Origin of the sequence: Rhizobium sp. SEMIA4064 (assembly GCF_003025035.1) — a bacterium.
Classification (GTDB): Bacteria; Pseudomonadota; Alphaproteobacteria; order Rhizobiales; family Rhizobiaceae; genus Rhizobium; species Rhizobium paranaense.
Genome location: NZ_PYJN01000001.1, coordinates 76,824 through 92,500 on the forward strand (window position 1 = coordinate 76,824; position 15,677 = coordinate 92,500).

Here is a 15,677-nt window from a genome sequence, read left to right on the forward strand (position 1 = left end):
CATGATGGGGCTCAGGCGAGGGTGCCCTTCGTCGAGGGCACGCGGCCTGCCTGCCGCGGATCAATCTCGGTTGCCGTGCGCAGCGCGCGGGCAACGGCCTTGAAGCATGTCTCGGCAATATGGTGATTGTTGGCGCCATAGTGGTTGAGGATATGCAGCGTGATGCCGGCATTCTGCGCGAGCGCCTGGAAGAATTCACGCACCAGTTCGGTATCGAATGCGCCGATCTTCGGGGTGCTGAAGGCGACGTTCCAGACGAGGAAGGGCCGGCCGGACAGATCGACGGCCGCCTTCGTCATTGTTTCGTCCATGGCGAGATCGATCGATGCATAGCGCGTAATGCCGCGCCGGTCGCCCAGCGCCTTGGCAATGGCCTGGCCGATGGCGATGCCGGTATCCTCGACCGCATGGTGGTCGTCGACATGCAGGTCACCCTTGGTGTCGATCTCCATGTCGATCAGCGAATGTCGCGAAAGCTGCTCCAGCATATGGTCGAAGAAACCGACGCCGGTCGAAATGGTCGACTTGCCGCTGCCGTCGATATTGACGGACACCGAGACCGAGGTCTCGTTGGTCTTGCGGGAAACGGTTGCCGTGCGGCTCGCTACGGTCTCTGCCATGGGCTGCTCCATCGGGATTGACGGCCGTTCCTTATCAGGCACATCCGCAAATATCCAGAAGTTAAGTCGGTATTGACTTATCTAGCCGGCTTACATGCATCATTCCGAAATAGCGGCCATTTGCAATCGCAAAAAGCCCTCTTACATAGGTGCTGACGGGGCTGAAACGCGGCCCGGCAGAAAGCCCGCCAAAATGGGGGCAAACAGGTGTTTAGATGACGACAATTGTGACTATTCGCAAGGGCGGCAAGGTAGTGATGGCCGGCGATGGCCAGGTGAGCCTTGGCCAGACCGTGATGAAGGGCAATGCCCGCAAGGTTCGCCGCATCGGCAAGGGTGATGTGATCGCCGGTTTCGCCGGCGCGACCGCCGATGCCTTTACGCTCCTCGAGCGGCTTGAAAAGAAGCTCGAACAATATCCCGGCCAGCTGATGCGCGCCGCCGTCGAACTCGCCAAGGACTGGCGCACGGACAAATATCTGCGCAATCTCGAAGCGATGATGCTGGTCGCCGACAAGCAAGTGACGCTCGCCGTCACCGGCAACGGCGATGTGCTCGAGCCGGAACACGGCGCCATGGCAATCGGCTCCGGTGGCAATTTTGCGCTCGCCGCCGCCCGCGCTCTGATGGATACGGACAAATCGGCCGAGGACGTCGCCCGCCGCGCGCTCGACATCGCCGCCGACATCTGCGTCTATACCAATCACAACGTGGTGGTCGAAACGCTCGACTCCGAGTCCTAATTCCTCTCTTGATTGTTCCTAGCCCTGACGGGAAGCACACGAAATGACCACTTTTTCCCCCCGCGAGATCGTTTCCGAACTCGACCGCTATATTGTCGGCCAGCATGAGGCCAAACGCGCCGTGGCGATTGCGCTGCGCAACCGCTGGCGCCGCCAGCAGCTCGAGCCCGATCTGCGCGACGAAGTCATGCCCAAGAACATCCTGATGATCGGCCCGACGGGCGTCGGCAAGACGGAAATCTCCCGCCGCCTCGCCAAGCTCGCCGGTGCCCCTTTCATCAAGGTGGAAGCGACGAAATTCACCGAGGTTGGCTATGTCGGCCGCGACGTTGAACAGATCGTTCGCGATCTTGTCGAAGTCGGCATCGGCCTGGCGCGCGAAAAGAAGCGCGCTGAAGTTCAGGCGAAGGCACATATGAGCGCGGAAGAGCGGGTGCTCGACGCCCTGGTCGGCGCAACCGCCTCGCCGGCAACGCGCGACAGCTTCCGCAAGAAGCTGCGCGAGGGCCAACTGGACGACAAGGAAATCGATATCGAAGTCGCCGACAGTGGCTCCGGCATGCCCGGCTTCGAAATTCCCGGCATGCCCGGCGCCAATATCGGCGTACTCAACCTGTCCGAAATGTTCGGAAAGGCCATGGGCGGCCGCACCAAGAAGGTGCGTACCACGGTGAAGGATTCCTACAAGGAGCTGATCCGCGATGAATCCGACAAGCTGATCGACAATGAGGCGATCCAGCGCGAAGCGGTGCAATCTGCCGAGAATGACGGCATCGTCTTCCTGGATGAGATCGACAAGATCGCCGCCCGCGATGGCGGGATGGGCGCCGGCGTTTCGCGCGAAGGCGTGCAGCGCGACCTGCTGCCGCTGGTCGAAGGCACCACGGTTGCGACCAAATACGGTCCGGTGAAGACCGATCACATCCTCTTCATCGCCTCTGGCGCCTTCCATGTGTCGAAGCCTTCGGATCTCCTGCCGGAATTGCAGGGTCGTCTGCCGATCCGTGTCGAACTGAAGCCGCTTAGCAAGGAAGATTTCCGCCGCATCCTGACGGAGCCGGAAGCCAGCCTCATCCGCCAGTACAAGGCGTTGATGGAGACGGAAAACCTGAAGCTCGACTTCACGGACGATGCGATCGACGCTTTGGCCGATGTCGCCGTGCACCTCAACTCCACCGTCGAGAATATCGGCGCCCGTCGCCTGCAGACGGTGATGGAGCGGGTGTTGGACGATATCTCCTACAATGCTTCGGATCGCGCTGGCGTGTCGGTGACCATCGATGCCGACTATGTGCGTGAACATGTTGGCGATCTCGCCACCAATACCGACCTGTCGCGCTTCATTCTCTAAGGGAGTTCGAGAGCATCCCGCTTTCCGGTGGAATACCCGAAGAGCGGATAAGATGCTCCAGTAGTTGCGTCTTGACATATTAATCACTCGACAGCGGGCCGTTAACTTTTTAGTTAGGGGCCCGTTTCTTTGTGTGCGATGGCTTTATTCGGCCAAGATTGTCCGTCAGGCAGCCGCATGGAAACATCGGATGAAACTTCGATAGGGCAGCCATCGTGCGACGCATTCTGATCACCCTTCTTCTGGCGGTTGTCAGCCTCTCCTGGATTCCGGCCTATGCGGACGCCGCGGCCATGGTGCCGCCGGGCAACCGCAACGCCGAGCAGCCCCCGATCCCCGGTGCCTCCGTGCGCCGCACCAAGGGCACGAATTCCACGTTCGAGCGCAAATACCAGAAGGTTCACGAACTGCTGGCGACCGATGCCCGGCTGATGTCGAAGATCAAGTCGACGGCGCGCGCCTACGGCATCGATCCGATCCACATCATCGGCGCGCTGGTCGGCGAACATACCTATAATGTCGACGCCTACGACGGCCTGCAGTCCTACTACGTCAAAGCCGCCTCCTATGCCGGCCAGAGCTTCCGCTTCGCCTATGACGGCGAAGACGTCGACGATTTCGTCGCCCGCCCGCAATTCGACGCCTGCAAGGCCAAAAGGGACTCCTATGGCCTCTGGACCTGCCGCGAAGATGTCTGGGAAAGCGATTTCCGGGGCAAGAAGGTCGGTGGCAAATCCTTCCCGGACAATCGTTTCAGCGCCGTATTCTTCCAGCCCTTTTATGCCGGCCAGACCTTCGGCCTCGGTCAGGTCAATCCGCTGACGGCGCTGGAGCTTTCCGATCTCGTTAGCAGCACGTCCGGCATTCCGAAGCTGGATGAAAAGGACGCGGGCAGCGTCTACAAGGCCATCATGGACCCGGATTTGTCGCTGGCCTTCGTTGCCGCCTCGATCCGCAAGTCGATCGATGACTACCGTTCGATCGCCGGCATGGATATCTCGGGTAATCCGGGCGTCACGGCGACGCTCTATAATGTCGGCAATTCCCGCCAGCGGGCTGCAGCACTTGCCGCCAAGAACAAGGGCGCGGCGCAGCCGGTTTGGCCGGAGGAAAATTACTATGGCTGGCTTATCAATGATAAGCTGGACGATCTGAAGTCGCTGCTCTAAACTCGGGACTTGTCTGGAAAATAAGGTTTTCGAGGAGATTGGATCTCATGGACATGATCCCGGAAGCCTTCTCTCCGCCAGCCCCGACGCCGCGCACCGTCCCGCCGTCGCGTCTGACGATCATCCGCACCATCCTGCGCAATCCGCTGGAACTATGGGGCGAACCTTCCTATACACTGCCGTGGATCATGACGCGCTTCTTTCGCGAGCACACGCTGATCGTCAATGATCCCGGCCTGATCAAGCATGTGCTGGTCGACAATGCCTCCAATTACCGCATGTCGGAGATCCGCCAGCTCATTCTCCGCCCCATCCTGCGCGATGGCCTGCTGACCGCGGAAGGCCAGGTCTGGAAGCGCTCGCGCAAGGCAGTCGCCCCCGTCTTCACGCCGCGCCATGCCCAGGGCTTTGCCGGCCAGATGCTAAGCCAGAGCGAAGCCTATGTTCGCAAATACGAGGAGGCCGGCAGCGACGGCAAGGTCTTCGATATCGCCATCGATATGACCGAGCTTACCTTCGCCATCCTCGCCGATACCCTGTTTTCCGGTGAGATCGTCACCGAAAGCGGCCACTTCGCCGATGACGTCAATCAGCTTCTGCATCGCATGGGCCGCGTCGATCCGATGGACCTTCTGCGCGCGCCTTCCTGGGTGCCGCGCCTGACCCGCATCGGCGGCCAGAAGGTGCTCGACAAGTTTCGTGGCATCGTTCGCAAGACGATGGATCTTCGGCTCGACAAGATGCGCAGGGATCGCGCCAGCGCTCCCGACGATTTCCTGACGTTGCTGCTGGAAAAGGCTGGCCCCGACGGCCTGACCATGGAGGAGATCGAGGACAATATCCTCACCTTCATCGGCGCCGGTCATGAGACGACCGCGAGAGCGCTGGCCTGGACGATCTACTGCGTCGCCAACACGCCGCATATCCGCGAAGCCATGGAGGCGGAAATCGATCAGGTGCTCGCGACCGGCGCAGAGCCCGTCGCCTGGCTCGACCTGATGCCGAATGTCCGTGCCGCCTTCGAGGAGGCAATGCGCCTCTATCCGCCGGCGCCGTCCATCAATCGCGCTTCGATTGCCGATGACGAATGGACAAGCCCAAGCGGGGAGCGCGTCGAGATCCCGGCCGATATCACCGTGCTGATCATGCCGTGGACGCTGCATCGTCACGCGCTCTATTGGGACAAGCCGCGCGCCTTCATGCCCGAACGCTTCCTTCCGGAAAATCGCGGCAAGATCAACCGCTTCCAGTACCTGCCCTTCGGCGCCGGCCCGCGTGTCTGCATCGGAGCCACCTTCGCCCTGCAGGAAGCGGTCATCGCCCTTGCCGTCATGATGCACCGGTTCCGGTTTGATCTCACCGACGAGACCAATCCCTGGCCGGTGCAGAAGCTGACGACGCAGCCGCAGGGCGGGCTGCCGATGCGGGTAACAAGGCGGTAGGGGGAAGCCTATCTCGCCCCTGGCGGCGAGAAAGCAATTTCACTGGTTTAGGAATTGCGGCGGAGAACGTGCCACATATTCAAAAGCTCAGCGCAATTTCTAAGCCATTGAAATTGCAAGAGAGGGGGTCCGTTTCTTGTTCAGGCAAATTTCTAGATTCCGTGCGTCCCTACCTACCCCCGCTCTTGCAAAAACTAAGAATTAGACGGGGACAAGCCCCCGCCTAATCCTAAGTTTTTGCTTTCTCGCCCGCCAAGGGCGAGATAGGCTCCGCGCTTACGCCTCACTCATCTCCTCAAGGGTAAACTTATCCGTGATATCTCATTTCCTGCTCGGCATCGATACCGGTGGAACCTATACCGATGCCGTCCTCTTCCACGAAGCCGATGGCGTGATCGCCAAGGCGAAATCGCTGACCACGCGGCATGATTTGGCCGTCGGTATCGCTGGTGCTGTCGATGCGGTCATCGCCAAGGCTGCCATCCCGGTTTCCGCTATCGGCCTCGTATCGCTGTCGACGACGCTCGCCACCAATGCGCTGGTCGAAGGGCAGGGCGGCCGCGCCGGGCTGGTAATGATCGGTTTCGGTCCCGACGATCTGAAGCGTGACGGCTTGGCCGAGGCGCTGGGGTCCGATCCGGTGCTGTTCCTGCCCGGTGGGCACAACGTCCATGGCAATGAGAACCCGCTCGATCTGACCGCTTTGGAAGAAGCGCTGCCGGAGCTTTCGAAGAGTGTCTCGTCCTTCGCGATCGCCGGCTATTTCGCTGTGCGGAATCCGGCTCATGAAATCCGGGTGCGGGATTGCATCCGCGAGATTTCCCATCTGCCGGTGACCTGCAGCCATGAACTCTCCTCCAAGCTCGGGGGCCCGCGCCGGGCGCTGACGACGCTTCTGAATGCCCGGCTGGTGTCGATGATCGACCGCCTGGTCGGCGCCTGCGAGGGATTTCTCGCCAAGCGTGGCATCGAAGCACCGATGATGGTTGTGCGCGGCGATGGCGCGCTGATCTCGGCCGCAGAAGCCAAGCTCCGTCCGATCGAGACGATCCTCTCCGGACCGGCGGCGAGCCTTGTCGGCGCGCGCTATCTCACCGGTCTCGACGATGCCGTGGTCTCCGACATCGGCGGCACCACCACCGATGTTGCCGTCATGGAGGCCGGCCGGCCGCGGCTCGATGCCGACGGTGCCGTGGTCGGCGGCTATCGCACCATGGTCGAAGCGGTCGCCATGCGCACCTATGGTCTTGGTGGCGATTCCGAGGTGAAGATCAACGATCGCGGCCTCGTCGCCGCCTTCGAACTCGGGCCGCGCCGCTTGCTGCCGCTCAGCCTTGTTGCGCATGTGCATGGCCAAGCGGTCCTTGGCGTGCTGGAGCAGCAATTGCGCGCTCCGCATCTTGGCCGCCACGTCGGCCGTTTTGCCGTGCGCACCGGCGTACCGGATCATTTGGCGAGCGGCCTGCAGCCGTTGGAACAGGCGCTGTTCGATAAAATCGGCTCGGTTCCCCTAGCGCTCGATCAGCTCCTGACGTCGACATCGCTGAAAGCGACCCTGGACCGTCTGGTGGCCCGCGGCCTCGTGCATCTCAGTGGTCTCACGCCCTCAGACGCCATGCATGTGCTCGGCCGGCAAAACCAATGGAACGCGGAAGCGGCTCGGCTGGGTCTGGCGCTGGCAATGCGGATGAAGGACGGCTCCGGCCGTCCGCTTGCCGCATCGGCGGAGGAACTGGCGCAAAAGATCGTCGATCGCCTGACCCGGCAATCCGCCGATGTCATCCTTGCCGCATGCCTCGCCGAGGATGGCGTTACCCATCTCGATCCGGCTAAATCGATCTCGATCGACCGCGCTCTTCGCCGCGCAACGGGCATCGCCCGGTTTGCCGTTTCGCTCGATCGTCCCCTGGTCGGTCTCGGCGCTTCCGCTCCCGTCTATTACCCCGCCATCGCCGCAATGCTGGCAAGCGAGAGCGCCATTCCCGCTGATTCGGATGTGGCCAACGCAATCGGTGCCGTCGTCGGTCAGGTTCGCGCCACCGCCACGGTGTTCGTCACCATGCCCGAGGATGGCATCTATGTGCTGAACGGGGCGGGCGAGACAATGCGTTTCACCGACGAACAGAAGACCTTTTCTGTGGCACGGGAACGGGCAATCGAGGTGGCGATGGCGCAGGCGCGGCTGAATGGTGCCGCCGATCCCGTCATCGTCATGGACGAACAGATCGATGCGCCGGAAATCGAGGGCAGTCGCAAGCTGGTGGAGGCCCGCTTCATCGCCACCGCCAGCGGCCGTCCGCGCATCGCTGCGGATTGATTATTTCTAAAAGAGCACAAATCTTTCGAACTATTGCCAAATTGACGGAGAGCGTAACCGCCCGCAAACTGGCAGCATGTTAAAATTGAGCCGTAGGACGGCCTTAGGAGTGATGGTATGAGCCGCATTGACAAGAACGGGCTTCAGATCGAACCGGTGCTTTATGATTTCCTGGTCAAGGAGGCTCTGCCGGGCTCCGGCGTCGATCCGGACACCTTCTTTGCCGGCTTCTCGGCGATCGTGCACGACCTTGCTCCGAAGAACCGTGATCTGCTCGCCAAGCGCGACCGTATGCAGGCTGCCCTGGACGATTGGTACCGCAAGAACGGCGCGCCCGTGGACATGGCCGCCTACGAAGCCTTTCTGCGTGAGATCGGCTATATCATTCCGGAAGGCCCGGCCTTCTCGGTCTCGACCGCCAATGTCGACCCTGAAATCGCCTCCGTCGCCGGCCCGCAGCTCGTCGTTCCCGTCATGAACGCCCGTTATGCGCTGAACGCCGCCAATGCGCGCTGGGGCTCGCTCTATGATGCGCTCTATGGCACCGACGCGATCCCCGAGGCGGATGGTGCCGAGAAGGGCAGAGGCTATAATCCGAAGCGCGGCGAGAAGGTCATCGCCTGGGTGCGGGATTTTCTCGATACCGCCGCACCGCTTTCCAGTGCGAGCTGGAAGGATGTCATCGGTTTTGCCGTCAAGGGCGGTGCATTGGTTATCGAAACGAAGAAAGGTGCCGTCGCTCTTGCCGATGCTGGGCATTTCGCCGGTTATCTCGGCGATGTCGGCGCTCCCTCGCATATTCTGCTCAAGAATAACGGCATTCACATCGAGATCGTCATCGATGCCGGTACCGATATCGGCAAGGCCGATCCGGCTGCTATTTCCGACGTCCGGCTGGAATCGGCGATCACTGCGATCATGGACTGCGAAGATTCGATCGCTGCCGTCGATGCCGAGGACAAGGCCGAGGTCTATCGCAATTGGCTCGGCCTGATGAAGGGTGACCTGACGGAAGAAGTCTCCAAAGGCGGCAAGACCTTTACCCGCCATCTCAATCCGGATGTGACCTACACCGCGCCCGACGGCTCGAACTTCGAGCTGCATTGCCGCTCGCTGATGCTGGTGCGCAATGTCGGCCACCTGATGACCAATCCGGCGATCCTCGACCGGGACGGCCATGAAGTGCCCGAGGGTATCATGGATGCCATGATCACCGGCCTGATCGCCTTCTACGATATCGGTCCGAATGGCCGCCGCAAGAATTCCCGCGCCGGCTCCATGTATGTCGTCAAGCCGAAGATGCATGGGCCGGAGGAAGTGGCTTTTGCCGTCGAGATCTTCTCGCGCGTCGAGGATGTGCTCGGCATGCCGCGCAACATCATCAAGATGGGTATCATGGACGAGGAGCGCCGCACCACGGTCAACCTCAAGGAGGCGATCCGCGCCGCTAGCGAACGAGTCGTCTTCATCAACACCGGCTTCCTCGATCGCACCGGCGATGAAATCCATACCTCGATGGAAGCCGGCCCGATGATCCGCAAGGGCGACATGAAGCAGGCCGCCTGGATCGCGGCTTACGAAAACTGGAATGTCGATATCGGCCTGGAATGCGGCCTCTCCGGTCACGCGCAGATCGGCAAGGGCATGTGGGCCATGCCCGATCTGATGGCGGCGATGCTGGAGCAGAAGATCGCGCATCCGAAGGCCGGCGCCAATACCGCCTGGGTGCCGTCACCGACGGCCGCCACGCTGCATGCGACTCACTATCATCGTGTCAACGTCGCCGAGGTCCAGCAGGGCCTGAAGAGCCGCGCCCGCGCCAAGCTTTCCGATATTCTCTCCGTGCCGGTCGCGCCTCGCCCGAACTGGACGCCGGAAGAAATCCAGCGCGAGATCGACAATAATTGCCAGGGGATCCTCGGCTACGTCGTTCGCTGGGTCGATCAGGGCGTCGGCTGCTCCAAGGTGCCCGATATCAATAATATCGGTCTGATGGAGGATCGCGCCACGCTGCGCATCTCCGCGCAACACATGGCCAACTGGCTGCATCACAAGGTCATTACCGAAGCGCAGATCGTCGAGACCATGAAGCGCATGGCCGCCGTCGTTGACCAGCAGAACGCCGGCGATCCGCTCTACATGCCAATGGCCGGCAATTTCGATGGCTCGGTCGCCTTCCAGGCGGCACTTGATCTCGTCCTCAAAGGCCGTGAGCAGCCCAACGGCTACACCGAACCGGTCCTCCACCGCCGCCGTATCGAACTGAAGGCGAAGCAGGCGGGGTGACCCTTCTCTCGACCAGAGGCCGCCCCGATCCTCCGAGGCCTTGTCGCTTGCGCTGACGCTCCAGTGTCAAGCCGCCTCAGGACGAGGTGGAGAGAGTCTTGCGGCTGGGGAAAGAGATCAGTCCTCATGGCGCGGAGGCCTGCAGGGCCGTCTCGAACCACGAGGGTGGGCGGGGCGGTTAGCATCGACCCCAAACAAAAAGGCCGCCGGACAACGATCCAGCGGCCTTTTGAATTCTAAATAATACCAGCGATTACTGGATCACGACGACCTTGGTGCTGTGACCCGGCAGAACGCGGTTGTAAAGGTCGATGACGTCCTGGTTCATCAGGCGGATGCAGCCCGAGGAAGCGGCAGTGCCGATCGAAGCCCATTCCGGCGTGCCGTGCAGGCGGAACAGCGTATCCTGGCCCTTCTCGTTGTAGAGATACATGGCGCGGGCGCCGAGCGGATTTTCGAGGCCCGGGTTCATGCCGTCATCGACGTACTTGGCGATTTCCGGACGGCGGACCGCCATTTCCTTCGGCGGATGCCAGCTCGGCCATTCCTGCTTCCAGGCAACATATGCCGTGCCCGACCATGCAAAGCCCTGCTTGCCGACGCCGATGCCGTAGCGCATGGCTTCGTTGTTGCCCAGGATGTAATAGAGATGGCGCTCGCGGGTGTTGACGATGATCGTGCCCGCAGCTTCGTCAGACTTGAAAGAGACGATCTGGCGGCGGAACTGCGGCTTCACCTTCTGGATCGGGATCGCCGGCAGTTGGAAGCCGTTGTCGCTCGTGACGCCGTAATCATTGTCGAACGTCTTCACGGTGTCGGAGGCGGAGTTGGCGGTAGCGGTCGGCGTGGCTGCGGCAGTGGTGGCATAACCAGCCGTGGCAAGCGTTGCGACAAGGCCGAGTGCGGTCATAGCATTGCGGATGCGCATGGAAGTCTCTTGGTGAGTTGTGACAGGGAATGGGATGGTATCAACCATCTTTGACTACGGTTTATTTTCTATTAAATTTAGCTTTGCAAGCTGGTGTGGGGCGACAAAAATAGCTCCGCTGCGCAAATTAAAGGGACATGGTTTTTTTGCAACAACGCTTGTTCGGTCCCCGAGGCAATTCATGACGATTTTGAGCGTTTACAATAACAATCCGTTAATAGATGGCCGCCAGTCAGAACGGGCGATGCTTGTACGCAGGGGCGTGCAACTATTACTGCACGAGATGCGCCATGCCGTCTTGCCGGAACTGCCGCTCGCCAGCGGCCGTCGCGCCGACCTCATCACGCTGTCCGAAAAAGGCGAGATCTGGATCATCGAGATCAAATCCTCGATCGAGGATTTTCGCGTCGACCGCAAATGGCCGGATTACCGCCTGCACTGCGATCGCCTGTTCTTCGCGACGCATAAGGACGTGCCGCTCGATATCTTTCCGGAAGACTGCGGGCTTTTCCTGTCGGATGGCTACGGCGCGCACATGATCCGCGAAGCGCCGGAACATCGCCTGCCGCCGGCCACGCGCAAGTCGGTGACGCTGAACTTCTCCCGCGCCGCCGCCCAGCGGCTGATGCTGGCCGAATGGGCGACGGGCAAGTCTTTTTCGTCTGAATGAAGGTTATTTCGGCGCGCGCTTGGCGAGAATGCGTTGCAGTGTGCGGCGATGCATATTGAGGCGGCGGGCCGTTTCGGAGACATTGCGTTCGCACATTTCATAGACGCGCTGGATATGCTCCCAGCGAACCCGATCGGCCGACATCGGATTTTCCGGCACTTCGGCCTTTTCGCCTGGCCGCTGCGTCAGTGCCGCATAGACGTCGTCGGCATCCGCGGGCTTGGCCAGATAATCGAGCGCACCGAGCTTCACCGCGGTGACTGCCGTTGCGATATTGCCGTAGCCGGTCAGCACCACGATATGCGTGTCGTCGCGCCGTTGCCGGATTGCCTCGATAACGTCCAGGCCGGTACCATCCCCCAGACGGAGATCGACTACGGCGTATTTCGGCGGATTGGTCTTGGATTTGGCAACGCCTTCCGCCACTGATTCCGCCGTATCGACCGCAAAGCCGCGTGTCTCCATGGCGCGCGCCAGCCGGCGCAGAAAGGGTCCGTCGTCGTCGACGATCAGCAATGTCGCGTCGGGGCCGATATGGTCCGCGATGTCCTTGGCCCCCGCATGAGGGTCGGTCAGCTCTTTATCCGTCATCATGTTCAATCCCGGCGACAAACCGCCTGCATAGTCCTACTGACTTTAACGACCGGTGTTTTAAGCCGTGAAATTCATTTTGTCGAATTACTGTCGATTAACATGCGCGGCCATTCGATGCGGATGCGCGCACCCGGCGTTTCCGGATCTCGATTGCCGAAGATAAGCACTGCACCCGAACGCTCCAGCAGGGTTTTGGCGATGAATAGGCCTAGTCCGAGGCCGCCGGCCGTATCGTCGCGCTGCCGTGTCGTGACATAGGGCTCGCCGATCCGCGTCAAGATATCGGCAGAATAACCGTTGCCGTCGTCCTCGATGACGATCGCCAGCGTATTGGGATCGTATTCTACCGTGACGGTCACTTTCTTTCGGGCGTAGTCGACGGCGTTTTCGATGAGATTGCCAAGCCCGTACATGATGCCGGCATTGCGGTTCAGCACGGGTTCGCCGACCCGTGGGCTTTTTTCGATCAGCTCCAGCTTGATGCCGAATTCGCGGTGCGGCGCGATGATCTCCTCCATCATCGATGACAGCGTCAGCCGTCGCATATGCGCCTCGTCCTCGGAGGAGAGTGTCGTCAGCCGTCGCAGGATGTCGCGGCACCGCTCGCTCTGGCTCCGCAGCAGCGCCACATCCTCGCGGAAGCGGTCGTCCTCCCTGAGTTCGCGTTCCATCTCCTTGGCGACGACGCTGATGGTTGCCAACGGTGTGCCGAGTTCGTGCGCCGCCGCGGCTGCCAGTCCGTCGAGCTGTGACAGATGCTTTTCCCGCTGCAGCACCAGTTCCGTCGCCGACAGCGCATCGGCAAGCTGCGTCGCCTCCATGGAGACGCGGTAGGCGTAGAAGGCGGCAAAGGCCATGGTCGAGGCGATCGAACACCAGACGCCGAGCTGCATCACGCTGTGAACATTGATCTCGACGCCGTCATACCAGGGCAGCGGAAAAGGCGAGAAGGCAAGGCCGGTGATGCAGATCATCGCCAGCACGATCAGCGTCATGCTGTAGCGGATCGGCTGTGAGGCAAAGGAAATGATGACAGGGACGCAGACCAGCGCAGAAAAGGGGTTGGCAAGCCCGCCGGTGATCAAGAGCAACCCGCAAAGCTGCAGAAGATCGAGGCCGAGCAGCGCAAAGGCGGCCGGCGGCTCCAGGCGGTGCGTCGGCGGATAGCGCAGCGTCAGGAAGAAGTTGATCCAGGCAAGGCAGGCGATCAAGACGCAGCAGGCGAGCAGCGGCAGCGGAAATTTCAGCCAGAAGGCGACGATCATCACCGTCACCGTCTGGCCGCCGACCGCAAGCCAGCGCAGCCGCACCAGCGTCTGCAGCCTGAGCCGCCGGCTGGTGTGGTGATCGTCCTGCGGCTTGGCGTCCGCATCCGCCATCTTGTCCAATCCTCTGAAGAAACGGGCCATTCTCAGGTACCACGCGGCTTGGCTCTTGTCGTCGGCAAAGCATCTGCCGGATCCTCCGGCCAGGGGTGCCGGGGGTAGCGTCCGCGCATGTCGGCGCGCACGTCTTTCCATGACCCGGCCCAGAAGCCGGGCAGATCGCGCGTCGTCTGGATCGGCCGGTGCGCCGGCGACGTCAGTTCCAGCACCAGCGGCAGCCGCCCACCGCCGACGGCCGGATGCTGCTTCAACCCGAAAAGCTCTTGAACGCGGATCGTCAGCAGCGGTTCCTCGCCTTCATATTGGATCGGATGGCGTTGGCCGGTCGGGGCTTCGAAATGCGTCGGCGCCATCCGACCAAGGTCGCGCTGCAGCTCATGCGGCACCAATGACATCAGCCCATTGGAAAGCCCGCCAGCCGAGATGTCGGAAAGGCCGCGTGCCTCGGTCTGGAACGGCGTGAACCATTCGTCCAACTGCGAAAGCAGGGCTTCGTCGCTCATGTTTGGCCACGGCTCCCCGATCGTCCGGTGCAGGAAGCCGATCCGCTCGCGCAATTGCGTCGCCTCCTTCGAAAAGGGCAGGACGCCGAGCCCAAGCTCGCGAATGCCGTCGGCCAGCGCCTTTGCGGCCTGCTCGCCGGTCGGTCTCGGCAAAGGCGTTTCCTCGAAGATGATGGCGCCGAGCCGCGTGACGCGGCGGGCGCGCACCTGCCGGCTGGCCTTGTCGAAGACGCTCTGGTCTTCCGTGCGGATTTCGCCCGGCAAATGCTCCTCGACGTCAGCTCGCGCAATTTCCGCTGCCGCCAGGATACGAGCCTGCGCCGCCCGGCCGGTCAGATCGGCAATCACCAGCATCGGCGAACCGGCCAGGCGTTCCGTCTCCGGCAATTCGGCGCCGCGCCCGTTCGCCATGACAAAGCGCCCGCGTCCGCCACGCTGCAGGGCGATACGGTCTGGGAAGGCATGCAGCAGCAATGCGCCGGCCAATATAGGTACTCCCGTAGCCGCAGCCTTGCCTTCGCCGGCTGCTGCAGCCAACCGCCCGGCCAGCCGGCGCGATGCCTCGGCCCTCTCGCCCTTTTCCGTCTTGAACCGCCGCAGGCGCTCTTCCAGATCGATGCTCTGTCCGCCCAGCCCCTGTTCCGTCAGCAGTACGGCGAGCATCGCTGCCTCTCGCGCCTGGCCGAATTCCGCTGCCGAGATCACCATGGCCGAAAGCCGCGGCGGCAAGGCTAGATCGCGCATCAGCCGCCCGCGCGTGGTCAGTCCGTTTTCGGCGTCCAGAGCCCCCAATTGCCGCAACATCGCGCGTGCCTCGGCAAGGGTCGTCGCCGGTGGTTGATCGACAAAGGCAAGTGTTGAAGGGTCCTGTACGCCCCAATGAGCAAGATCGAGCGCCAGCCCGGAAAGATCGCTGGAGAGGATCTGCGGCGGCGTGAAGGCCGGCAGCGCCGCCGTCTGGCCGGGATGCCACAATCGGATCGCAATACCGGGCTCGGTTCGTCCCGCGCGGCCGGCACGCTGATCGGCGGAAGCCCGCGATACCCGCACCGTCTCCAGCCGGGTGATGCCAGTCGACGCTTCGAAGACGGGCAGCCGCTGCAGGCCGCTATCGATGATGATGCGCACGCCGTCGATGGTGATCGACGTCTCGGCGATCGACGTCGCCAGCACGATCTTGCGCGTGCCTTTGGGCGCCGGACGGATCGCCGCGTCCTGTTCCTTCTGTCCGAGATTGCCATAAAGCGGCGCGATCACGGTCTCCGGCGCTATCAGGCCTTCAAGCCTTTCCACCGTGCGGGTGATTTCCGCCTGTCCGGGCAGGAAGGCGAGGATCGACCCCTGTTCCGTTGCATGCGCGTCGAGAATCGCCCGTGTTACCGTGTCCTCGATCCGCTCGCCGGCCGGCCGGTCTTGATGGCGGATGTCGATCGGGAAGCTGCGGCCCATGCTTTCGATGACGGGCGGACGCCCGAGCAGGGCAGCGACGCGTTCGACATCGAGGGTTGCCGACATCACGAGGATACGCAGATCCTCGCGGAGCGCCGATTGTACGTCCAGCGCCAGTGCCAGGCCGAAATCCGCATCCAGCGAGCGTTCATGGAATTCGTCGAAGATGACCGTGGAGACGCCGGATAGTTCGGGATCGTCGAGGATCATCCGCGCGAAC

At 61.8% G+C, this 15,677-nt stretch carries 12 protein-coding genes (1 of these 12 only partly in view); 7 read left to right on the forward strand and 5 right to left on the reverse strand.

Annotated elements, in window-relative coordinates; translation table 11 throughout:
* Positions 1–11: 11 nt before the first annotated feature.
* Positions 12–620: an imidazoleglycerol-phosphate dehydratase HisB gene (gene hisB / locus C9E91_RS00355; RefSeq protein WP_107106609.1), complete on the reverse strand. Its 609-nt coding sequence runs from the start codon at positions 618–620 to the stop codon at positions 12–14.
* Positions 621–835: 215 nt separating this feature from the next.
* Between hisB and hslV the strand changes: the two genes are divergently transcribed.
* The 6 genes from hslV (at position 836) to C9E91_RS00385 (ending at position 9,928) form a co-directional block, all read left to right on the forward strand.
* Positions 836–1,363, forward strand: a complete 528-nt coding sequence (hslV, locus tag C9E91_RS00360) for an ATP-dependent protease subunit HslV (RefSeq protein ID WP_107106416.1) — start codon at positions 836–838, stop codon at positions 1,361–1,363.
* Between the two features lie 43 nt (positions 1,364–1,406).
* The gene (gene hslU / locus C9E91_RS00365) at positions 1,407–2,714 is read left to right on the forward strand and encodes an ATP-dependent protease ATPase subunit HslU (RefSeq protein WP_107106417.1); all 1,308 of its coding nucleotides are present in this window, start codon (positions 1,407–1,409) and stop codon (positions 2,712–2,714) included.
* 215 nt (positions 2,715–2,929) lie between these two features.
* Positions 2,930–3,883: a DUF1402 family protein gene (locus C9E91_RS00370; protein WP_107106418.1), complete on the forward strand. Its 954-nt coding sequence runs from the start codon at positions 2,930–2,932 to the stop codon at positions 3,881–3,883.
* A 47-nt stretch (positions 3,884–3,930) separates the two neighbouring features.
* On the forward strand, positions 3,931–5,325 hold the full coding sequence (locus tag C9E91_RS00375) for a cytochrome P450 (RefSeq protein WP_107106419.1): 1,395 nt from the start codon (positions 3,931–3,933) through the stop codon (positions 5,323–5,325).
* 313 nt (positions 5,326–5,638) lie between these two features.
* Positions 5,639–7,642 (forward strand): hydantoinase/oxoprolinase N-terminal domain-containing protein, encoded by a 2,004-nt coding sequence (locus tag C9E91_RS00380; protein ID WP_107106420.1) that lies wholly within the window; start codon positions 5,639–5,641, stop codon positions 7,640–7,642.
* A 117-nt stretch (positions 7,643–7,759) separates the two neighbouring features.
* The gene (locus tag C9E91_RS00385; RefSeq protein ID WP_107106421.1) at positions 7,760–9,928 is read left to right on the forward strand and encodes a malate synthase G; all 2,169 of its coding nucleotides are present in this window, start codon (positions 7,760–7,762) and stop codon (positions 9,926–9,928) included.
* A gap of 253 nt (positions 9,929–10,181) precedes the next feature.
* Here C9E91_RS00385 and C9E91_RS00390 read toward each other — a convergent pair whose 3' ends face one another.
* Positions 10,182–10,856 (reverse strand): L,D-transpeptidase, encoded by a 675-nt coding sequence (locus C9E91_RS00390; RefSeq protein WP_107106422.1) that lies wholly within the window; start codon positions 10,854–10,856, stop codon positions 10,182–10,184.
* Positions 10,857–11,037: 181 nt separating this feature from the next.
* Between C9E91_RS00390 and C9E91_RS00395 the strand changes: the two genes are divergently transcribed.
* Complete coding sequence (locus tag C9E91_RS00395) at positions 11,038–11,526, forward strand: MmcB family DNA repair protein (protein ID WP_107106423.1); 489 nt, start codon at positions 11,038–11,040, stop codon at positions 11,524–11,526.
* A 3-nt stretch (positions 11,527–11,529) separates the two neighbouring features.
* Here the strand turns inward: C9E91_RS00395 and C9E91_RS00400 are convergent, their stop codons facing one another.
* The 3 genes from C9E91_RS00400 to hrpB form a co-directional block, all read right to left on the reverse strand.
* Positions 11,530–12,117 carry an ActR/PrrA/RegA family redox response regulator transcription factor gene (locus C9E91_RS00400; protein ID WP_107106610.1) on the reverse strand — a complete coding sequence of 196 codons (588 nt, stop codon included), beginning with the start codon at positions 12,115–12,117 and terminating at the stop codon, positions 11,530–11,532.
* Between the two features lie 74 nt (positions 12,118–12,191).
* Positions 12,192–13,529, reverse strand: coding sequence for an ActS/PrrB/RegB family redox-sensitive histidine kinase (locus tag C9E91_RS00405; protein ID WP_107106424.1), 1,338 nt, complete (start codon positions 13,527–13,529; stop codon positions 12,192–12,194).
* Between the two features lie 2 nt (positions 13,530–13,531).
* Positions 13,532–15,677, reverse strand: the 3' portion of a protein-coding gene (hrpB, locus tag C9E91_RS00410) for an ATP-dependent helicase HrpB (RefSeq protein WP_107106611.1). 323 nt of this gene lie beyond the right edge of the window; 2,146 of the gene's 2,469 nt are visible here — the last part of the coding sequence; its start codon lies beyond the right edge, outside the window; its stop codon occupies positions 13,532–13,534.